Annotated in this window: 18 protein-coding genes; 13 read left to right on the plus strand and 5 right to left on the minus strand. The window is 42.9% G+C overall.

Translation table 11 applies throughout. The features are described from left to right. The first annotated feature begins 18 nt into the window (after positions 1-18). From DQQ10_RS13200 to DQQ10_RS13235, 8 genes are all read left to right on the plus strand, one after another. Complete coding sequence (locus tag DQQ10_RS13200) at positions 19-687, plus strand: DUF4956 domain-containing protein (protein WP_112747353.1); 669 nt, start codon at positions 19-21, stop codon at positions 685-687. Positions 688-692: 5 nt separating this feature from the next. Beyond that, positions 693-1,691, plus strand: coding sequence for an HlyD family secretion protein (locus DQQ10_RS13205; RefSeq protein ID WP_112747354.1), 999 nt, complete (start codon positions 693-695; stop codon positions 1,689-1,691). Beyond that, positions 1,688-2,935, plus strand: a complete 1,248-nt coding sequence (locus DQQ10_RS13210) for a hypothetical protein (RefSeq protein ID WP_112747355.1) — start codon at positions 1,688-1,690, stop codon at positions 2,933-2,935. Before DQQ10_RS13205 ends, DQQ10_RS13210 begins: the two co-directional genes overlap by 4 nt. Before the next feature lie 31 nt (positions 2,936-2,966). Next, the gene (locus tag DQQ10_RS13215) at positions 2,967-6,380 is read left to right on the plus strand and encodes a CotH kinase family protein (protein ID WP_112747356.1); all 3,414 of its coding nucleotides are present in this window, start codon (positions 2,967-2,969) and stop codon (positions 6,378-6,380) included. A gap of 70 nt (positions 6,381-6,450) precedes the next feature. Next, positions 6,451-8,532: a carboxy terminal-processing peptidase gene (locus DQQ10_RS13220; protein WP_112747357.1), complete on the plus strand. Its 2,082-nt coding sequence runs from the start codon at positions 6,451-6,453 to the stop codon at positions 8,530-8,532. Positions 8,533-8,543: 11 nt separating this feature from the next. Continuing rightward, positions 8,544-9,581 carry an LIC11966 family surface protein gene (locus DQQ10_RS13225; RefSeq protein ID WP_112747358.1) on the plus strand — a complete coding sequence of 346 codons (1,038 nt, stop codon included), beginning with the start codon at positions 8,544-8,546 and terminating at the stop codon, positions 9,579-9,581. A gap of 3 nt (positions 9,582-9,584) precedes the next feature. Beyond that, positions 9,585-10,724: a hypothetical protein gene (locus DQQ10_RS13230; RefSeq protein ID WP_133259638.1), complete on the plus strand. Its 1,140-nt coding sequence runs from the start codon at positions 9,585-9,587 to the stop codon at positions 10,722-10,724. 634 nt (positions 10,725-11,358) lie between these two features. Then, positions 11,359-11,784, plus strand: coding sequence for a hypothetical protein (locus DQQ10_RS13235; RefSeq protein ID WP_133259639.1), 426 nt, complete (start codon positions 11,359-11,361; stop codon positions 11,782-11,784). Positions 11,785-11,822: 38 nt separating this feature from the next. Here DQQ10_RS13235 and DQQ10_RS13240 read toward each other — a convergent pair whose 3' ends face one another. After that, the gene (locus tag DQQ10_RS13240) at positions 11,823-14,195 is read right to left on the minus strand and encodes an ABC transporter permease (protein ID WP_112747361.1); all 2,373 of its coding nucleotides are present in this window, start codon (positions 14,193-14,195) and stop codon (positions 11,823-11,825) included. A gap of 161 nt (positions 14,196-14,356) precedes the next feature. Between DQQ10_RS13240 and DQQ10_RS13245 the strand changes: the two genes are divergently transcribed. Next, positions 14,357-14,842, plus strand: coding sequence for a GNAT family N-acetyltransferase (locus tag DQQ10_RS13245; RefSeq protein WP_112747362.1), 486 nt, complete (start codon positions 14,357-14,359; stop codon positions 14,840-14,842). A 6-nt stretch (positions 14,843-14,848) separates the two neighbouring features. Here DQQ10_RS13245 and DQQ10_RS13250 read toward each other — a convergent pair whose 3' ends face one another. Further along, entirely contained in the window at positions 14,849-15,217 is a 369-nt protein-coding gene (locus tag DQQ10_RS13250; protein WP_112747363.1) for a winged helix-turn-helix transcriptional regulator, read from the minus strand. A 95-nt stretch (positions 15,218-15,312) separates the two neighbouring features. On the opposite strand from DQQ10_RS13250, the gene DQQ10_RS13255 reads away from it, so the two are divergent. The 4 genes from DQQ10_RS13255 to DQQ10_RS13270 all read left to right on the plus strand — a co-directional run bounded on the left by DQQ10_RS13255 (position 15,313) and on the right by DQQ10_RS13270 (position 19,477). Next, entirely contained in the window at positions 15,313-16,065 is a 753-nt protein-coding gene (locus DQQ10_RS13255) for an SDR family NAD(P)-dependent oxidoreductase (RefSeq protein WP_112747364.1), read from the plus strand. Positions 16,066-16,140: 75 nt separating this feature from the next. Then, positions 16,141-16,494: a PadR family transcriptional regulator gene (locus DQQ10_RS13260; protein ID WP_112747365.1), complete on the plus strand. Its 354-nt coding sequence runs from the start codon at positions 16,141-16,143 to the stop codon at positions 16,492-16,494. Further along, the gene (locus tag DQQ10_RS13265) at positions 16,491-17,663 is read left to right on the plus strand and encodes a hypothetical protein (protein WP_112747366.1); all 1,173 of its coding nucleotides are present in this window, start codon (positions 16,491-16,493) and stop codon (positions 17,661-17,663) included. The genes DQQ10_RS13260 and DQQ10_RS13265 overlap by 4 nt, the downstream gene beginning before the upstream one ends. Before the next feature lie 23 nt (positions 17,664-17,686). After that, positions 17,687-19,477, plus strand: coding sequence for an alpha/beta hydrolase family protein (locus DQQ10_RS13270; RefSeq protein ID WP_112747367.1), 1,791 nt, complete (start codon positions 17,687-17,689; stop codon positions 19,475-19,477). A gap of 61 nt (positions 19,478-19,538) precedes the next feature. On the opposite strand, the gene DQQ10_RS13275 is transcribed toward DQQ10_RS13270, so the two are convergent. The 3 genes from DQQ10_RS13275 to DQQ10_RS13285 form a co-directional block, all read right to left on the minus strand. After that, on the minus strand, positions 19,539-19,892 hold the full coding sequence (locus DQQ10_RS13275) for a hypothetical protein (protein WP_112747368.1): 354 nt from the start codon (positions 19,890-19,892) through the stop codon (positions 19,539-19,541). 482 nt (positions 19,893-20,374) lie between these two features. Further along, complete coding sequence (gene rsgA, locus DQQ10_RS13280; RefSeq protein ID WP_165823924.1) at positions 20,375-21,430, minus strand: ribosome small subunit-dependent GTPase A; 1,056 nt, start codon at positions 21,428-21,430, stop codon at positions 20,375-20,377. Between the two features lie 363 nt (positions 21,431-21,793). Then, positions 21,794-22,234, minus strand: coding sequence for a cold shock domain-containing protein (locus tag DQQ10_RS13285; protein WP_112747370.1), 441 nt, complete (start codon positions 22,232-22,234; stop codon positions 21,794-21,796). Positions 22,235-22,748 lie beyond the last annotated feature (514 nt).

Here is a 22,748-nt window from a genome sequence, read left to right on the forward strand (position 1 = left end):
TAAACCAAACCAACCCCAATGTTCGAGTTATTTCCGGATCAGCCCGTGTATGAGTATTCACAGATGGTGAATATTCTGTACTCTTTTGTGTGGGCTTTTCTTTTGTCCTCCATCATCGCGATTGTTCATCGTTTAACATTTACAGGCGATCAGTATCCAAAGAACTTTTTTCAGTCACTGATTCTCGGTGCGATTGTTACGACAATGGTGATGATGGCCATTGGCGATAGTCTTGCGCGTGGACTCGGTGTTTTCGGTGCGATGGCGATCATTCGTTTTAGGACTCGCATTGACGATCCACGCGACGTATTGTTTTTATTTGCCGCACTGAGTACAGGGCTAGCGATCGGTGTATATGGATTTACGATTTCTTTTGCCGGCACAATGCTCTTTAGCATCGTTGCGTTTATTCTGCACTTTTCACCTTTCAGAAGCTTCTACTTTAATAGCCGTCTTTATTTTACGTTGATTGATGCCAGTCACTTAGAAGAAGTTATTTCGACTATTGAACGATTTTCGCGCGATTACAAAGTGATCAATATTTCTGACGATCGTGAGAAAGGTATGCGGTACCAGTATTCAATTTCGTTTTCTCGCGATGAAGATAAGTTTCAACTCGTGAGTGATCTGAAGCTTATTGACGGTGTGCGTCAAGTGAAAATTACACCCAATGAAGTTTTGAACTGACCACAATGAAACAGCAATCAGGATTTAATTGGTACTATGTATTCATCGGACTTTTGTTCGTTGGAATGATTTATATCAGTGGACGTTACTTCAAAGGAAGCACAAGTTCATCTGTTGGTATCGCAAGCTCGAAAGAGTATAAAATCAATGCAGAAAAAGCATCGATCGTAAAAAGTGTATTAGTCGTGCCTGGTCAGCAAGTTAAAATGGGAGATCTATTGATGGAGCTTTCGAGCACAGCATTGGATATCGAGATTGAAAAACTACAAGACCGCTTGGAGGTAATGCGTGGTGAACAGCAAGTGAAGGCCAAGAATGTTGAGTCGAAAATCGCCTACATCGTAGCTGATGAAGGTATAGTGGATGAAGAGCTTGAAGCGGAGATAAGTCAAACGCAAAGCGAGATAGAATTGAATCGGAAGTTGACGAAAGCATTTGTGAAAGATTCAGTGAGCGACGATTCGAAAAGTCCATTGCAAGTGAAGATAAACTCGCTTCGTGAACAGCAACGGAAACATCAATCAGCGGTTGATATCAAGATTAGTGATCTTCAAAAGGATCATGCCCTTGATCAAACACAGCTGATTAATCAGATCAGATTATCGGAGCGAGAACTTGCACTTTTATTAGAAGAGAAGAAGAAGCTCAGTAAATATGCGATGAACGATGGCGTGATCGGAAACGTCTACATCAAAACAGGTGAGCAAGTGAATGCCTTTACGCCATTGCTTTCGGTAACGCCGTTGAGACCTGCCGCAGTGGTGGCGTATCTCGTTGGTCCAAAGACTTCGCAGTTTGATGTTGGATCAAAGGTGACTGTAAAGGCTTACGGTTTACAGTCGGCGAATGAGGTTGGCGGAAAAGTAATTGGTTACGGTTCGGTAACAGAACTTCCAGAGATTTTACAGAAGTCCACCGCAATTAAGGCATTCGGTCGCGAAGTATTCATCGAGATTGAAGGCAATAACGAATTGGCGAATGGTCAGAAAGTTTTAGTGAAATGAAATTGATGTTACGCGCGTTGCCAGTTCTTTTCTCCGTGTTGATCAGTGCAACGGTGGCCGTATACGCACAAAACGATGCGGAGGGATTTTTACTTGCTGCACGAGAAGATTCGGAAGTAAAATCTGTCGATAATCAGATCAAATATTTAGATGAGAAACCTTACCGCCTTGCGCCACTGCAAAAGATTGAGCTGCGTACTGCGAGTAATCAACTCGATCCCACACGACAGGAGTATGGACTGCGGGTAAATCCAGCAAATCCGTGGGAGTTACGAAACAACAATCAATACTTTCGCCAATACAGATCAATGTTAGCGTTAGAGCGGGGAGTGTTGTTGAAAGAAGCTTTGTATGAGCGTTATTTATTGTTGGCAGATTTACGGTATCATCAAGAATTGAAGAATGTCAGGCAGAAGGAGCGTGAATTGATCGATACGTATATCGGCATCATGGAACAGCAGCAGTACTCAGATTTTTTCGATGGTGAAGACTATGTGAAGTTGAAGCTTGATCAAATCGACCGAGACGTAGAGGCTGAAGAAGCGGCATTTGAGCGTGACGACGTAGCACGGCAGATAACAACAATCTATAAGACAGACACAGACCCAACGGCGTGGAAAAGTGATACGCTTACATTTGAGCGCATGATGATGATCGTCGATAGTATCTTTAGTGTTCCCGCTACGCCCAGTACAATAGCCTATCACAACGAGCGCATTACACTTGCAAAAAAAGAATATACTTTGGAAAAAGCGAATGTAAATCTTGGTTTTGTTCAGGCGACCTATGAAGAATTCAGGAAGGCGCAGGGGCGGCATCCATGGAGTATTTCGGCAGGGGTTACCATACCCATATTCAACCCGAATAAAGGAGACATGGCGAAGCGCAAGATAGAGATGATGGAAGAAGAACAGGAAAAGCAAGAGGTGTCGACAGAACAACAAACGGCTTCAATTCGCGCCAGAGAGCAGTTACGGAACCTCATCAAAAGGTATACTAGTATTCAGGAAAAGATTAAGTCGTTGCGTGTCGATAATATTTCCAAGACACTCAACACCATGCAGGGAAACAATCCTGCGGTAAGGATTCGGTTGAATGCGAACATTTTGAAATTAGAGATCGTGGCTGTGAAATTAAAACAAAGTGTCTATTACGCGTACATAGAGTTTTTGGCGCAGATGGATGTTTTACAGCAGACGCCGATGATCAACTATTTTACGTCGGACCTTCGAGCGATGGAGTGATAACATTGATTGTTCTTTCAATTTTTGGAATATGAAAAGAATTGTACTTCTATTATTTTCTTGTGTTGCGATCACTTCAATGAGTTATGCGCAGATTGTTATCAATGAAATTTGCGCGGCCAATGCTGATGTGAAATATGATCCGCAGTACTATAACTTTTCTCCATGGGTGGAATTGTACAATGCGGGAAGTAGCGCGGTTAACCTGAATGGATATTACGTGTCAGATGACCCAGCTGTTCCCAATAAGTTTCGTCTCAATAATCAATCTATCCCGGCCAAAGCATATCTACTGATATGGTGCGACGATATGAATAGTGGTACGCATACAAATTTTTCCCTTGATAGTGATGGCGAATTTTTTGTGCTGAGCAATGCGTCGTCTCAGTTGGTTGATCAGGTTGAATTCCCCAAGCAATACACAAACGTTTCTTATGGACGTATTTCTAACGGTACGGCTATGGGATATTTGGTGAACGCTTCGCCAAGCGGAGCGAATGCCGAGAGTGGTGGAACAGAGGTTCTCGATAAACCAGAACTTTCTGTTGATGCTGGTCGTCACTCGGGATCGAGAAGCGTTTCGTGTCTACACTCGGCATCGGGTGTTTCATTTCGCTATACGCTCGATGGCAGTGAGCCCAATGGCAGTTCATCACTGTATAGCGCGCCGATTATGATCACATCTACGAAGACGCTTAAAGTGAGAGCCTATAAAAATGGTTTCTTACCCAGCGAAACTGTTGCCGCAACATATTTTATCAATGAACATGCCTTTTCACTTCCGGTAATATCACTTTCTACAAGTGACGCATATCTCAATAGTGACTTGATTGGTATTTATGTCGAGGGCACTAATGGAATTACGTTAAACTGTAGCAATGGCCCAAGAAATTGGAATCAAGACTGGGATCGTCATGCTGTGATTGAGTACTTCGAGCCATCTGGGAACAAAAAGTTTGATCAGCACATTGATATTCGTTTGGGTGGTGCATGCAGTAGAAATTTTCCGCAAAAATCTTTTGTTGTTAAGGCGCGCGATAAATATGGTAGTAAGCTGATTGAGCAAAAATTATTTCCCAATAAGGATATCAATGCTTACGGTGGTTTTGTGTTAAGAAACTCTGGAAATGATTTTAATATGACACACTTTCGCGATGCTGTAGAGCAGGCGATTGTTGCTGATCAAATGGATATAGACTATCTCGACTATCAGCCGACGATCGTTTATCTGAATGGAAAATATTGGGGCATATTGAATATGCGTGAAAAGATTGATGCTGATTACATCGAAGCGAATTACAATATCGATAAAGATGATCTCGATTTGTTAGAGACTGATGAGCGGGCATTGGAAGGGACGAAGACAGAGTACGTGAACTATCGTACAGCGTTAGGATCGATGGATCGTAGCACACCTGAAGCGTATGATTTTATCAGCGAGAATATCGATGTTCAGTCGTACATCAACTATCTCGTCACTGAAATCTATTATGGTAATACAGATTGGCCTGGTAACAATGTAAAGTTCTGGCGCCAACGTTCTAACGACAGTCCCTTCCGATGGATACTCTGGGATATGGATTTCGGGTTTGGGATATATGATGATAACATGGTAACACACCCAACGCTAAATTTTGCAACGGTGACTACAGGCGATGCGTGGCCTAACCCAGCATGGTCGACACTGCATATTCGATTGGTGCTTGACAATCCGAAGTTTCGCGAACAGTTCATTAAAACTTTCAATACGGCATTGAACACTACGTTTGCACCAGAGCGTGTAATCGGTTTTCTGAATTCGTTTCAATCGCGTATCGCTACGGAGATGCCTTATCATAAAACGCGGTGGGGTGGATCTATAAATGATTTTAATTACCAAGTAGAGCGCATGCGTCAATTCGCAAGAAATAGAAATTCGTTTATGCGGCAACACTTGCGTGAGTTCTTCGGAACTACGAGTGAAGACGTTTCGATTTCAATTAAAACAAATCCAGTGCAAAGCGGATCGTTTACCTTCAACGGTATTACCAGCGACGCACCCGTTGTTGATGGAATTTTCCCGAAGGGAATGGCATACGATCTTAAACCAGTGAATGTTTCCGGATACAAGTTCAAATCTTGGAAAGTAACAAAGCGTGATGCTACTCCTGTTCCGCTGATCGATCCAGCATCTGCATGGAGGTATTTTGATCAAGGTGTGGTGACTAACGGATGGAATACTGCGGCATTCGACGATGCTTCGTGGTCGACTGGACAAGCACAGTTAGGATACGGCGACGGTGATGAGCAAACGGTTATTTCATATGGCCCAGATGCGGCAAATAAATACGTTACTTCATACTTCCGTAAGACGTTCACCGTGGCGGACACCGTTGGATTTGATGATATCCTCGGTGAAGCTTTATTCGATGATGGTATCGTCGTTTATTTAAACGGTGTTGAAATGTATCGAAGCAATATGCCGCAAGGTGTGATTGATCGAAATACCCTGGCGTTGGGAAATCTTCCGGCAGAGAACATATTTTATCCATTTAAAATTGCCAAGGGAATTATTAAACCCGGTATGAATGTGTTGGCTGTTGAAGTGCATCAGAATGGCGTCGGTAGTTCTGATTTAAGTTTCGATCTTTCAATGCGTACGGTCAAGTTAGGTGCAAAACAAGAATCAACAACGACAACGCCTGCGCTTACGGGAACGGCATATTCTGCGCTTGAGTTTGAGGCGCTATTTGAAGTGGATAACCGCGTTATTACCGGTCTTGTAATCAATGAGATCAGTGCTATCCCATCGGCATACCGCGACGGCAACAACGAAGCAGAAGATTGGTTTGAGATAAAAAATGTGAGTGGTAAAGCCGTGAACTTGGCTGGCCTTTTCTTAACAGACAATCCATCCCAAAAGAAAAAGCATATTATTCTCGCGGATGGCTCCGAAACAATGCTAGCGCCAGGCGCTTATAAGATTTTCTGGGCCGACGAAGAACTTGCGGAAGGCAAAGATCACGTGCGTTTTAAGCTTTCTGCCGATGGTGAAATGGTCGGACTTTATCAAGAACTTGATGGTGTGATCACCGCCGTTGATGAGATGTATTATAATGCGCAAACGGATGCAGGCTCGTGGAGTAGAATTCCGGATGGAACGGGGCCGCTCGTACACACCGATGGCGCGACGCCAGGTGCAGTAAATATGTTAACGGTGACATCGGTCGAGCCAAGACTCACCTTTCAATTGTATCCCAATCCAGTAGCCAGCACGTTGTGGATTCAATCGGCGGCAATCATTGATGAAGTCGTGCTTATTGATTCTTTTGGCCACGAAATTAAATCCTTTAAAAACGTCACAGGAAACTTCAATATCCCCATGAATGATGTAGCCCGTGGACTCTATTTGGTGCGAATTATTTCTGGCACTTATGGACAAACAACACGGGTTGTGAAGGAATAAATTCTTGCAATATTTCTGCATGGCATAACTAGCGAACCAGCGGTTTACTATATTGCTGTTCCTTTTTGTTATGCCCCGTTTACTGTTTGTAACCCTTTTTGCCTGTTGTGCTACTACATTAGCAACGGCGCAAGTTTCGCGCGACTTCAAAAAAGAAGTTGCCGCGCTACGCAAAACCATAGCGAGTAAACATATCGCGCCACGTCCTGTTGATGACGTCTTCTCATCTGAACTTTTTGATCGTTTTTTAGAAGGACTGGATCCTGATGGACTTTATTTCAGTGCTGTGGACCTTAAGCGATTGGAGAAGTATCGCACAATGCTCGATGATGAGATTAATACTTCTTCTTGGAAATTTATTCCTGACGTTACTACAATGTATCGCGACGTGTTAGAGCGATCCAAACAGATTATTCAAAAGCAGTCGGAACCCGCGTTTTCGTTCACGGCAAAGAGTTCGTTTTTTGCAGATACCACAACATGGGTTACAGATGAGCAGGCACTTGCTACACGATGGCGTAACACGCTTCATTACCAAACGCTGTTGAAGCTTACGATGTTACACGGCGCGAGCATCACAACCGCACAAGTTTTTCAGAAACAAGAAGTAGACGCAAGGCATCGTGTAAAAAACATGGCGATGCGGGATGTTCATCGCGCGCTAAACCCGAAAGAAGGATTTGATGTTTTTATTGCTGAACAATATCTCGAACACCTAGCAACAACTTACGATCCGCATACAAACTATTTCAACCTGAGTAACATGGAGATTTTTAGCGCGCTTGTAAGTGCTGAAGGTTTTTACTTTGGGTTTTCGTTGAAAGAAAATGAACGTGGTGATGTGATCATTTCATCGTTGGCGCCTGGCGGACCTGCATGGCGCTCCGGAGAATTTCAACTGCATGACAAGCTAATTGCACTACAATGGGAAAATGAAAAGGCCATTGATCTGAGTGATTTGCGTCTTCATGAAGTGAATGAACTCCTGGGCGAGGCTGATCAAATGAATTTAAAATTCACGTTGCAGAAATCGAATGGCGAGGTGAAAACTGTAACGCTGCAGAAGGAAAAGTTGTCGCAAGAGCAAAATCTTGTGCGCGGCTATGTGCTGGAGGGTGTCGATGGTGGTCGTTATGGATATGTTGTGCTACCCGAGTTTTATTCACAATGGGATTCTGATGACTTGGCGGCCAATCGTTGCGCGAATGATGTTGCAAAGGAGATCATGAAGCTCACAAAAGAAAAGATACAAGGTTTGATTTTTGATATCCGTCACAATGGTGGAGGTTCGTTGAAGGAAGCCATTGCGTTGTCGGGGATCTTTTTGGAAGAAGGTGCTATGGCGATGATGAGGGCTACGGGCAGCGACCCAATATCGTTAAAGGATATGAATCGCGGTACGCTCTATGATGGTCCCCTGGTTGTGATGGTAAACGGGGGAAGTGCATCTGCGTCGGAGATTGTTGCTGCGGTGCTTCAAGACTATAACCGTGCTGTGATTGTTGGTGGACAGACATTCGGAAAGGCTACAGGTCAAGAGGTGATACCGCTTAATGGAAATGTTAACGCTGCTAACATGTCGAGCAATGGTAACCAAGGATTTGCTAAAATTACAACGAGCCGAATTTATCGCGTAACTGGTAAATCATTGCAAGGTAGGGGTGTGATACCGGATATTATTCTTCCTGATATTATCGCAGCATCACCCTATCGAGAAGTTAATCTCGATCATGCAATCATCGCAGATTCGATTATGAAAAAATCATATTATAAACCATTGCGACCACTATCGATTACTGCATTACGCGAACGTAGCAACGCACGTGTGTCTTCATCCGCGGCTTTTAAAGGCGTAGCAGACGGAATCGAGAGACTTCAAAATGAACTGTTGCTAGAAAATGCCGAGGTATTGACGTGGGACGAATTGGTGAAGCAAGAACGTACGAAGAGAGAGATTACCGAAGGACTTCAAAAAACGTTAACACTGCCAACTGCAGTTTTCAAGGCTCGTGTAGTAAATGTTGAGAAGGCGCGACTAACACTTGATGCATACGCCAATGAATTTCATCAATCGAGTATGAGGGAGATGGAAAAGGATATATACTTGGCGGAAGCGTTTCAGATTATGAATGATTTATTAGCCATAAAATAACACTAGAAAATATGCGAACCTTAATTGTTTTGCTGTCCGTTTTGTGTGTGCCAGCATCGTTAAACGTAACATTTGCGCAGACGCCTCAAACAGCCGTTGAATACATGGAGTATTTGAGTAGCAGAAGTAATAACCTTGCCGATAAGTATATGAGCTACATGGCAGCGGTGGCGCACAGTCGTCGTGCAAAGAAGATGGAGAAACGTCGTAGTGAATTGATTGCCGAGATTCGCAAGAATCTTGGTGAGGTCACGCGCTTAAAGCCCTTTCAAGGGGATGCGACGTTGCGAGATGCTTACAAAAAATATTGGGATCTAGAATTGAAAGTTTTTAATGAAGATTATCACAAGATTGTTGATATGGAAGAAATTGCGGAGCAGTCGTATGATGCAATGGAAGCCTATATGACTGCACAGCAACAAGCTGCAAAAGTTTTACAATCGGCTCACGGGGAGGTGCGTCTTGTATTTTCAGATTTTGCTAACCGTAATAAGATTACGTTGGTTGATACCGAAAGTAAAGTCAATTCGAAGCTTGACAAAACTGGTGAGGTTACAGATTACTTCAATAAGATTTATTTGATCTACTTCAAGAGCTATAAACAAGAAGCCTATTTGTTGGATGCGATCAATAAAAATGATGTTAATGGCGCAGAACAAAACAGACTGACGTTGATTAAGTACGCTGAAGAGGGTTTGGCGAAATTAGATACCATTAAGCCCTATGGTCACGATGCTTCATTGACAACATCACTGCGGCGAATTCTGAATTTCTACATAAAGGAAGCGCAGCAGGGAATTGTAAAGCAAATCGATTTTATGATCAAGCGCGCAGAATTTGATAAATTGCAGAAGTCGATGGAAACAACGCCTGCCAACAAGCGAACACAAGCTGATATTGACACCTACAACAAAGCCGTGACGAAATTTAATGCGACGGTGAATGCGACGAACGTAGCGTCGAACGCAGACAATACAGCGCGTAAAAAACTACTTGATGACCATCAGGAGGCAGAACGGAAATTTTTAGATACACACGTTCCTAAATAAAAAATGATGCACGAAAAACAGGTACACATTCTTGTGGGTTGCGCCGATGCACGCGATCTAAGTCAAGTTCAACTCGATGCCGTTGCAAAAGTTACTAGCGAGTTTAAGGATAACGGTATAGAAATCGAAATGCACGCCATTCGCGCAGCAGGATCTTTTGTGTCGCCTGACGTGGTGATGGATATCAAACGCACCTTTGAGCAAGTGCAACGCAACGCGGATGCCACAATGCCGATAAAATATTTCGTGCACATCCAAACGCATGGTCACCTTACGGAAGATTCCAATGACCATTACATCAGTCACGTGCATGACCTTCGTATTGTTGATGGCTCACCGCTTAATTGTGGTATGCTTGGCGCATCTACGGTTGGTGTAGAAATTGAGCAGATGATTATCGAGGAGAAACCAGTTATTGCCATTAATGGTAAGCGCGTCGTTATCGATAACGATACGAAGATCAAAAACTTGCTACAGCATCACTATGCCTATGATGGATATCTTGCGGGTGATTGGATCAAGAGCATAGATTTACTTCGAACGCATCCACGCCATCAACGTACGGTGTTGGAGAAAAGTATCGCTACGGATCCTGAATTGAAAATGTTAGACATTAAGATAACATGCGGTATCATGGACTATGCCATTCATGCCTTGATCCGCGTTGATGATGGCGACCCTGCTGTTACTTTCTGGGATGAAGTACAGATGGAGGTTAGAAAGCATTCGCAGAATGATCGTAGTGCAAAAGATGTATTGATACATCAATCGCAAAAACAAAAACCACTTGCGGGATTGCTGAGTATGAGTGATCCGCGTATGGCGTCGCGTACGCTTGCAGCCAATCATTATATGTCGATGAAGAACATTGCACATAGCGGCGACTATCTTCCGAATACTGTGTTTAACATGACTGGTACATCGTTTGATATTCCACATACACCATTTGGTCCCTATGTAGTGGCTGGATTCTTCTACGCTGTAAAACATTTAAAACTTACCGATCAAATGGTGATGGGATACGACAAGCATCAGACTTCACGTATCGTCCAGAAGGTTCACAATGATCCAATCATGAACATGATTGTTGAAAAATTTGAGGTTAATCTGATTAAACTTAATCAGGTGGAGTTGATAAATTAATGAACACTTCGTCTTTGCTCTTTAATAGGAAAACGAATTCTGCAGTTGGGCGTAGGCGAATTTCAGCGACGAAGACACCATGCTCGCGAAGCACTGTTGGTCACCTTTGTGTCCTCGTGCCTTAGTGGCAAAAACGAATTCGCAGTTTGGTTATAGACAAATTTAAGCCACGAAAAGACGATGTTCGCGAATCATCGATGTTTGCGTTCACCTTTGTGCCCTAGTGCCTTAGTGGCAAAACGAATTCGCAGTTTGGTTATAGACAAATTTAAGCCAGGAGGGGAAGATGTTCGCGAAGCACCGTTGCGTTCACCTTTGTGCCCTAGTGCCTTAGTGGCGAAACGAATTCTGCAGTTTGGTTATAGACAAATTTAAGCCACGAAAAGACGATGTTCGCGATCATCGATGTTGCGTTCACCTTTGTGCCCTAGTGCCTTAGCGGCAAAACGAATTCTGCAGTTTGGTTGTAGACGAATTTAAGCCACATGTTCGCGTGTGTCTTTAGTAATAAAATAGAATTATAGATAAGTGTATTTGTGATACTAAATAAACATGGCACTATTTGTGCGAAATTGACAAACATCAAGTGATATTAAGAAAGCTCCCTTGATATTTGCCAATCAAATAAACACCCATGAAATTATTCTCCCTTTTCTTCGTCTTGATGAGTTTAACACTGTTATTGTCCTGCGATGATGATAATAATGCTGAGCCTAAAATTGAGGCTAAGCCAGCGGTTGCAGAAATTCAATTCGAAATCGATAATTCTGACGCTGAATCACTCGACCCTCAAGAGGTGACATTTTATCTGCGCATCGAACGCCTTTCCAAAGAAGACTTCACGTTCACGGAAGCCTTCGATACAACCTTTACTGTTGATGTGAAGCATGCGCCGTTGAAAACGCTGGTTGTGAAGAAAATTGCAATTGCTGACGTCAACAAAGAAACGCTTAATTTCTGCGGCGGTATTCAGTGGACGGATCACAAAGGATTTTCGTCATGCGCGTATTGGAACGACACGGCGAAACAAAACGTCTGCCGTCTCTACACAAAATGGTAGATTGATCACGCATTGTTAATGATTCATATTCCTAAGCGCTACTCTGTTCGTAGCGCCTTTACTGGATTCATCAGTGCGGCTTTTGCAGATTGGTATCCTACGGTGGCCAGTACAAACACGGCGATTACGGCAAGTTCTACCAAAAAAATCCACGGTGATAAGTCGATGTGAAATACAAATTCTTCAAGCCATTGCGACATCAGATACCATCCCACCGGTGCCGCAAGGACGAATGCAATGATGATGAGTCGCGAAAACTCTTTCCCAAAGATCCAGAGGATATGAGTCACATCGCCACCGAGTACTTTGCGTATGCCAATTTCTTTCGTTTTCTGTGTTCCCATGAACGATACTAATCCGTAAAGTCCCATACATCCAATGAACAACGCGATACAGGAAAATACTTGTATCAGCGTCAGCATTGTTTCTTCCGTTTGATAGAACTGCGCGGTGAGATTATCGACGAAGTCGTAGGTGTAAAGAAGATCCGGGTGAATATCCATCCATGTTTTTTCGATTGAAGCCAAAGTAGTCTTCGCTTCATTCATACTGATTTTAATGGCCAGCGATTGATAATTTTCTCGCGACGTTGTAATAAAAATCGGACTGATGTCGGAGTGTAATGATGCGTCATGAAAATCTTTCACAACGCCAACGACAGGTCCTGTCCAACGGCCATTCACCCGAATTTCTTTGCCAAGAATTTCTTCTGGTGAAGCAACGCCAATTTTTTCAACGAATGTTTCATTGACAACAAACTCACGTACGGTATCAGCCTTCTCAATATTTCTACCCGCGATAAGATTCAATCCAAATGTTGAAATGTAATGTTCATCGCCACCACGAAAGCTTACGCCAAAGTCTTCGGGTTCCGTACGGTTATCGTAAGTAAGTGAAGTATGCCAATGACTTTCAGATGCTGGTGCCGAAAAACATGCCGTTACCTGTTGTACATTGGGTAACTGTGCAAGGCGATCGCGCAGCAAATTTATTTTCTCGTCAGTGGTTCCTGCTGGGATCACCACGATTGCCTCTTGTGAAAATCCAAGATCTTTTTCTTTGAAATAGTGCATCTGGTACATCACCACAATTAGTCCAATCAACAGAACTTGCGATATCGTGAATTGCGTAGTGATGAGGATGCGACGAATGTTAAAGTTACCGGTATTGGTAAGTTTTCCTTTTAACGCCAATACGGGTTTAAAGCCAGAGAGAATCAATCCAGGATATAAACTTGATAGCACGGTAACAATCACCATTAATAACGGGATGAAGAATAATAGTTGTGCATTGTTAAAAACTTCAAATTGAACGCGCGTCTCGAAGAGTTGGTTGACCATCGGAAGTATGGCATATGCGAACGCTAGCGCTACCGTTGTAGAGAGCACAACAATGACAGAAGTTTCTAATGTGAATTGCCAAAATAATTGAGCGCGCATGCTACCCAGTGTCTTGCGGACGCCAACTTCCTTCGAGCGTGTAACCGCCTGTGCTGTTGCTAAGTTTATAAAGTTTAAACATGCCGTGAAGATCAAGAAGAATCCGATGATCGATAATATGACAAGCGTATTCTTTTCCATAACGCCTTGATACTTCGGGTTGAAATGGATGTCGTCAAGCGGCTGCAGTTTATAATGATGGACGTTCTTACTCGTTGGTCTGTATTTGGTAACGTAAGCGGGAAGTTTCGATTCTACCTCCGTTGGATTGATGCCTTGATGTAATTTAACGAAGGTTTGAATTTCGGATGTGATTCCTCCCCAAGCGTCATCGCGTGCATACCACTCATTGTATTTTCCGACCGTCATATACGGAAAGAATATTTCAGTCCGGAAATCGGTGTTATCGGGAATGTCTTTTAGAATACCTGCGACAACGAAGTCAATTGTGTTTTCAAAGCGAAGCGTTTTCCCAACGGCATTTTCTTCGCCAAAATATTTTTTAGCCATCTTCTCCGTGATCACAGCATTGTTGGGCGCCGATAGAATCGTTTTTATATCGCCGGATACCAAAGGGAAATTAAAAAGATCAAAGAACGCTGGATCTGCGAAGGAAATACTTTCTCTGAACTTACGGACATCGTTGCCCTGGTCGATGCTGACCAAAACATCTGATGTTGTGTAGAGCCTCGCGACAGCTTCACCATAGGTGAAATCTTCTCGAAACTGTTTTCCGAAAGCAGGCGGTACACCAGGTGCGTACGTTACATCGTCGCGATGTTGTTCCGTTACGAAACGGTAAATGCGGTCGCTATTTTCATGAAAATTATCGAAGCTAAGGTGATACGTTACCAGCGAAAAAATGAGCAGCGTGCAAGTTATGCCAAGTGCCAATCCCGATACGTTGATAGCGGCATAGGACGATGATCTGCGAATACTTCTGATAGCGATTTTGAGATAGTTTTTCAGCATAAGCTCTGAATATTACGTCTAAGTTCGTCGGCTTATATGACAGAATCGTGCCATTCACAAAACACCACTCAATTAGCTGGATTTAGCATGTCGCATGTTCGAATTAAGTCAATGGTGTCCGATCTTGGGCAATTGTATTCATATTTTTATTAGCTTATTGCATGGAAGAAATTGAATTTCGCGTGGCTGGTAATGACTCAGATTTCAGTGAGGCTAGGAGTTTATTCAGGGCATATGCCGACTCGCTTTCGTTTACGCTGTCGTATCAGAATTTTGAAGCAGAGTTAGCGACCTTGTCTCGTCAGTACGCTCATCCGGAGGGCGCTATGATCCTTTCGGTATATCAAAATCAAGCTATGGGATGTGTCGGTATCCGCCGGGTTTCAGAAGAGGTGGCCGAGCTTAAGCGCTTGTTTGTAAAAACGGAATTTAGAAAACATCGAGTCGGAAAACAGTTGCTGGAGAAAGCCATTGAACAAGCTGGTGTACTGGGTTATCGTTTTGTGCGACTCGATACTGTACCCGGACAAGAAAAAGCGCAACAACTTTATCGCGATGCTGGATTCTATACCATCGATGCTTACCGGTTTAGTCCAATAGCCGGGACAATTTATATGGAGAAGAAGCTAGATGTTCCCGCAATATAATTATGATTAGTTTGATTTTTCTTTTACGACTTCTTTATGCCGATTCCCCCATGTGCTGAGATGCGCGAATATCGGGATGAGTTCTTTTGCAATGTCTGTAAGTTCATATTCTACACGCGGCGGTACTTCTGCGTATACGGTGCGTGAAATCAAATTGTCTTGTTCAAGTCCTTTGCGTTGGAGTGCAAGCATGCGTTCTGTAGTGTGTGGGAATTCTTTTTTAAGTGCACTATACCGAAGGGTTTTACCATCGAGTTTGCTCAGAATCTGAAGTTTCCAACGTCCTCCAATCTTCGCGATTACATACGTAAGATCGCATTCGTTGATGCATTTCTCGTTGCGGGAGTAGGTCGTGTCTTTTTTTTGAGTAGCCATTACTTACATGTTTGTGCGTATCCTACAATGAATTGTTGATGTCTTTACGAATAGATCGCCCGACTAGTTTTGCGTTCAATAAAAAAATAAAATTTATGGATCTGTATTTAAAAGGAAAGACAGCTATCGTGACAGGTGCAAGCCAAGGCATTGGAAAAGCAATCACGCTGGAACTTTCGCGCGAGGGGGTACAAGTTTTCGCTGTTGCGCGAAACGAAAATTTATTAGCACAACTTGAACTGCAAGCAGTGGAGCAGGGTGGTGTTAAGCCCGTTGTTTTTGTGAAAGATTTCACAGCACCGGAAGCTCCAAAAGAAATTTCAATCGCTGCTAAAAGTGCACTGGGGCACGTTGATATATTGGTTAATAATGCGGGGAGAAGCCGCGCTTTAGATGTGGTGGGTTCGGAGGAAGAATGGGAAGCGGCAATGACGCTAGATTTTTGTCGTCATCGCCAACTCACGCAGCAATTGATCCCAGATTTTATCGCGCGTCATCAAGGTGCGATATTAAATATTACGAGTACGTATGAGTTAAGGTCTATCAATGCGTCAGCTGTGGCAAAGGCGAGTGTGGTGATGTGGGCGAAGCAGCTCGCGGGACAATTGGGGCAATATGGTATCCGTGTGAATTGTTTACAGCCCGGCCTCATTGAAACGGCCAACATTCGTCGCGTTTTCACGAAAGAAGATCAGAAAGTATTTGCTGCACGAGAAATCCCACTCGGTGAATTTGGTCATCCTGAAGATATGGCAAACATGGCTGTGTTTCTTGTTTCTGATCGCGCTCGCTACATAACGGGTAGCGTATCCGTTGTGGACGGTGGATGGCGACACCATGCGTTTTGAACGCATCATCACGCAGCTGTCGTTTTTTGTTTTATTATCTAAATCTTATATATTTAAGAAAATTATATATATAAGATGCTTTCCAAGGAATTTATTCGAGGTACAATTCGTACGATCATTCTGAAACTCCTGGCACAAAACAAGCAGATGTATGGTTATGAAATCACCCAACATGTTGCCCAGTTGTCGAAGAACGAGATTGTACTATCCTACGGTGCGCTGTATCCTGTGCTGCACAAATTAGAATCTGAAGGTTTGTTGGTCACGACGACGGAAGTTGTGGATAACCGCGCACGGAAGTATTATGCGCTTACGTCTGAAGGTAAGAAAGTAGCCAAAGCAAAGGTGTCTGAACTTCAAGAATTCAATAAGATACTGACGTCTATTTTGAACGATTCGAAATTGAGTCTCAAAACATCGGCTGCATGATAAGTGATGGGCAACGCGAAGTTATTCGACAGTTTCTCGAAAGGAAAGGCATGACATTTAAGCCACTTCAAGCGGAGATGATTGATCATATCAGCTGTGATGTCGAAGATCGCATGGCGACGGGCATATCATTTGAAGATGCGCTGGAAAGTGCGCTACTTGATCTGCCTGAGGATCATTTTGAAGACATCCAACAAGAAACGCTTGAGGTCATCGATAAGCGCGCGTCCATGAGCAAATGGATAACATACGCGGTCCTGCTTATGCTGCCTTTAAGCGTTGTATTCAAGATCTTTCATTTGCAGTTTGCTACTGAGATACTGTTGCTCTCGTTTGTACTACTCGGGCTGTCGCTTCTTCAAAGCTCTTTGCATGGCATGTATCTACACCGCAAAAAACGCGGCGTGTTCCGGGTGTTGTTATTTGTATTAAGTGCCGTTATTCTCATTGCTGGTTATGGATTTAAAATTAGTCACTTAGCAGGTGCTGAGATTCTAATCCTAGGTTCCATCGTGATGGTGCTAGTTTCGATTGTTGTCAATACGTTTCATGCTCACCGTGCGAATAGAGCGAGAGAAAATTTAATGACTTTTCTTCATGAGAAATACTCACCTGGAATCGATCGGTTTTTGTTGCTTTTACTAATACCCATCGCCATCGGGAAAGTGTTGCAGGCGTTAGGATATGTTCAGCATGGAATCGTGGACCCGTTGGCGTTGATCGTCATATTTGGTGGCGGTATTCAGCTCATTGCTTTGTCTTGGCGTGCCGTTGAGAAACAGATTTTACTTCCCATTTATCAGGTAGTTATCGCACAAATATTTTCCGCAGCATGTTTAGCCATGGTGTTCCTAGGAGAAATTGTTCGGATGGATGTTCGAATAGCATTGATTGTATTCTACACGATAGTGTCAGCATGGCTAGCACTGAAGGTTGATCAAACAAATTCAATCATTCCAACGGCCTTCGCGTGCTTCGTTTCGCTTATATTTTCTGTGTGGGGCCTCTGCAGATTGGATTTTGTCTCAGGGCATGCCAAAACTATAATATTTAATATTCCAATCGCGGTGATGCTATTGATAGGAATTTTATTGTGCAGGAAATACGAGGCCACGCGGACATACTTGATTGTATCTGCAGCGGGATATATGATCGAATATTTTAAATAGCAAATCTCCAACCCCAATTGTTTATGAAAAAGTTAGCAGTTATTAATGTAGCGCTGGTGGTCTATTTTCTCGGTTTGATATGTACGGTACTTGTGAGCTATGGCATCGGCGCGGTTTTTGTACTCAGCGGAGGCGCGATTCTCTTGGGATGTTATACGGTATTTTTATTTGAACAGCGAAAGAATTTTTTAAGTTTTCCTGTGGCGGCCGCTACTATTGGCATTGTGATGGTCGCGATTCTTTTTATGCTTGGGTTCAGCCTCGCGATAGATAAAAGTTTGTTGGCTGTGTCGCTGTTTAATCAAATATATATTGTCATAGGATTTTTATTGCTCGGACTTTTTATCTTCTTCAACGTGTCAGCCCTCCAGAACGACACCGATCGTACACATCAAAATGTTGTCGGTACTGTAATTGGTATCGCGAGTTTTGTCAGCTTTCTCGGTTTTCTTGGTGTAGCACGAATATTACCAGGAACGGTACAATTTATCTATTACAGTTTTGTCTTGCTCGTTTTCTTTTATGCAGGATACTTTTTATGGGCAGTGTTTCGCAAGGGTTTGCCGAATAAACAACAATCGATTTTTGCGCTATTATTGTCACTCGTGATGTTGCTCTTTTGGATTGTAAGGTGGCAGATGCCAGATCTCGTGCAGCCTGGCCTATATCGCGTTATCCTGCACTTAGGTTTTGTGAGCATGATTGTGCTGCCATCGGCGATCATATTGCTAAAGAAAAACCATGTGTTGATCATTTTCATACTCTATTCGGTTTCTTTGGATTTCTATTTCCTCGCTTTTGACCGTGACTTTAAATTCTTCGTCAATACAGGCGGTCATGATTGCGTTGGTGAGGTTGTGCCTCCGGATCCATTAGTTACAGATCCGGGTGTTCCATTGAGCGAATTGTTTGCTCCCGTTACACAAATGGAAATTGATACGATTAGACACGCGTGGCATAACAAAAACTTTAGCCCGAAGAATATTCAAATCGAATTTCAGCAACGTGAACCTAACGGCGATACGCTGTACGTGGTCTCACATATCGTAGAAAGTAAGAGACACTATGGCTTGATTCGAATACCCGCGGGTCTTGATATCACTTCGGCGCCGATTTTAATGGCATTGCACGGTGGTGGTGTGGAAACGGACGTACTTGAGCCGGAATATTTAAAGCGTATTGCGAGTACAGCTTGTCGCGATGTCTTGAATAAATACATTGTTATCGCACCGTCTTTTCGTGGCGAAATTGTGAAAGGAAGGGAGTTTTGCTTTCGGTCGGAAGGTAACACTAGCGACGTGTGGCAGGGCCCGGCAGAAGATGCGATTTCATTTTTGGAGGTCGTGAAAACATTATATCATAAAAGTACGGATACAAAAGTGCTCGTCATGGGAATTAGTAGAGGTGCAACGGTTGGGCTATTGATCGGTGGCCTTACTGAAAAGGTGGACCATGTCATTGCAATATCAACGCATACGGATTTTTTGCAGGCGGACGTATTTTCGAAAGAGCGTGTTGGGAAAGATTTTGCGCGGATATTTTTTACTCCCCAAGCGTCACCAGCAATCATCAGGAAAAGAATGCTAAACAGCTCGCCCTATTATTTTGCTGAGTATGTACCATCATTCGAGATTCATCAAGGCACGGAAGACCTATTGACAACGGTTGATCATGTTCGGAGACTTGAGCAAAAGCTACAACAACTTCACCGCCCCGACGCTACATTTAAAATCTACTACTATGAAGGAAAGGGACATGGTGCCGATGATGACGAGATTGTTTGTCAGCGTATTCGAATGTTTGCCAACCCTTAAAAAAAATAAAGCCTTCTCTTTATGTAGAAGGCTCATGATATCGGCAATTATTGGTCAATGATTAATCGGCGTTGCTAGCTTGTACTAATCCTTTTATGAATTGAATTGCGCCCACGATGATTGCACCGTAAAACAGTACTTGTCCATTCGTAGCCATTGTTGCAATAATTCCGCCAACACAAATCAGTCCGCCAATAACCATACTGCTTGTCCCTGAACCAGCGTTTGCTTGTGCTTCAGCGCGTTCCTGTGGTGATTCGAGTCTGTAGATGTTCATCAACGCATTGGTGATGTAAGCATCATCGAGACCTTTTTGTTTGAGAACAGATCGAATCTCAGGTTCGAATTTTCCTTGGTTTTTCATCGCGATCGCTTCGCGGTAGATGTCCAGTTCTTGTTCTTTTGTCATCTGCATAAAATTGGGGGTATGTCAAAAAATAATAACGTGCTATCTTATGAAATTCCAGATGAGTGTTTGATCAGTCTATTTCCCTGGTAACGTTGGTGAAAAAAAGAAGATCAGGTCAAGGAATTTTATCGAAGATAATTCAATGCTAATAATAGGGCAACGTGGAGGGTTTCTTCAATGTATTTCGGTATGTAAGCGCACGTATGTTTCGGAAGCAACTTTGCGCACTTTCTTGATCATGTTCGGGCGCGGGTAGGCGATTGGTTACCGTTTTGGTCAACAAATACCGACTTGTGGATGCCGGATGTGGGATTGCTCAACGGTAGTAAGAAATAATAGCAAATGTGGTTTGATCTTATATTGTACCATTTGTTGTCTTTTTTTAAGCGTGTAAATAGACTTCGCACTGATACTATGCGGTGAAGAAAGGCCGATAATCGTGTCCGATCACCGACCTTTTTGTAGAAGCACGTTGTCGCGTGTTGCAACTAGTATTTATACTTTTTCCGATTTTCTTGTGCCTCGCGCGACATTTTACCCGCAATTTTTCCCAAGCGCTTTTTGTCTTCAGCGTTCATCTCAAAACGTCGCTGTTCTTTTACCAATTTCAGATAACTTTCATAAACTTGTTTTTCTAGTTCACCCCGCTCAACAGCAGCAATCACCGCACAATCTTTTTCGTGAAGATGTTTACAATCTGAAAAACGACATTGTGCAGCGAACTGGTGAATCGCTGGAAATAATTCGTCATCGTTATGGCCGCGCTCGAACGTGAGTCCAAATTCTCTCATACCAGGCGTGTCGATCACAATGCTATCATTAGGCAACAGGAAAAGATCACGCGTCGTAGTCGTGTGTTTCCCTTTGTTGTTGAAGGTGCTAACGTCACTCACCGCTCGGAGGGAATTATTCATCAACGCGTTTAGTAACGAACTTTTTCCAACACCCGATGATCCGATCAAGATGTATGTCTTTCGCGGTTCGAGTACGCTGTTAAATAATTCGTCGATCCCAATACCGTTGTACGTGCTACAAAAATGGATCTTGCAGTCTCGTTGTAATGTTGAGATCTCGCTGCTGAATGGATTCCAATCATTGACGAGGTCTGCTTTATTTAGTACCACGATGGGCGTAATGGAACACGCCATCAGTTGCACGATGTAGCGCTCAAGTCTCATGATGTTGAAGTCACGATCAAGTCCTTGCACAACCAACGCGTAATCGATATTGGTAGCAAGAAGCTGGCGTTCTGTTTTGCTTCCTGGATTTTTTCGTGAAAGCACATTCTTTCGTGGCAATACATCGATGATGTATCCCATCGTTTCGTAATCTTTCATCGTGACCCAATCACCAACTTTAGGAAGTTCCTCTGCAGAGATTTCATAAAGGAGTTTACCGGAAAGCTCAGCTTCCTTTTCTCCGTGTATGGTGATGATATAATATTTAAATCCTTGTATGGATGTGACGCGCCCGATGAGTAAGTCGCTTTGTGTTTGAGAAGACTGGAAACAATGATCCCAGCCGTATTGATTCAATGATATCATTTTACCGAAATGTTTTTGATGGAAACTGCCGGAAATAGGCAATGCCATCGTGTTAAGAAATACGATTTGAAAGGGAAGAATTACAGACGGAGGTCAGAAAAGAGTGTCTGTAATTAAGCCGCAATTCCGGCAATAAGGCGATATCGTGAATTGATATTTTGCATATCCGCGGTAAAGTTAAATAAAAAAATGGAATGCAATTGATCGGTTGAAAGCGAAACGATTCCGAACAATGGTGTGTCGTAATTTTGGTGACGCTGTGGCTACTGGATGCAAGTATTCCTCAACCTTCAAATGCCGAGCAGCCCCTGAAAGTTGAGGAAGATTTATTCATTGAAATGTAGCGATGAGAAGTATTAATGCTTAAGCCATCTTAACATTAATGGCGGTAAGACCCTTAAATCCATTTTCAGTTTCAAAGGATACCATATTGTTCTCCTTCAGTTCCATCGTTAACACGCTACTGTGAACAAAAATGCTTTCCTGAGTCTTTAGATCTTTGATGAAACCATAGCCTTTCTCTTTGTTGAAGTATGTTACACGACCTTTTCTGATCGGATTGGTAATCATTCCTTCAATGTTTCTAGATCCGAGCACGATGTCGTTTTGATTGATAACCTGCTTTTTGTTCGGATCCGGTGGAGTTGAGGATAGATTGCCATTCTCATCCATGTAGGCGATCATATCTTCCCACGACTGACCTGGTTTTTTGTTTGCTTTTCGCTCAGCTTTACGCTGCTCTTTCTCTTTTTTCTTTTGCTGCTTTTGTTTTTCTTTTTCCTTTTTGTTGAACGTTTCTGCCATAATTTATGAACTGGTTGTTTTTAATTTGTTTTCGAATAATAAATGCGAATGAAACAACTGCTGAAAGTCGTATTCATTAAAATAATCATCGGTGCAGAACCTGAAGTGGCCAATAGCCCTTCGCTCATCTGTTTTGTCGAGCTGTGTAGTAGGATAAAACAGCGAACAGGGTTTGGAGTTCTTCCTTGAAGAGTCAAACGCTTTGCTTACATCAGATTAGCCAAGTTATCGTTCCCTTGATAACATCGATTTGCTAATCAATGGTTTCAATCCATGCTTTATTAAAGTATTTCCAAAGAGAAAGTGAGGGATGGCCGGAAACTGGCGAGCTTTGGAAGAATAGATTATTAAAGTACGTCAAAGGTAACGATAATAGTTGATATTTTCGCCTTTGCTCGGCAAGCGCAAGGTGAATAACAGAAATTAATGTTCGTTTTTCCGATGATTTCACTTAGGGAACGACATCACCCGTAACACACGCTAAGGTTATCTTTTACCAGGAAATTATATCGGC

Source organism: Pseudochryseolinea flava, from assembly GCF_003286915.1.
GTDB classification, from domain to species: Bacteria; Bacteroidota; Bacteroidia; order Cytophagales; family Cyclobacteriaceae; genus Ohtaekwangia; species Ohtaekwangia flava.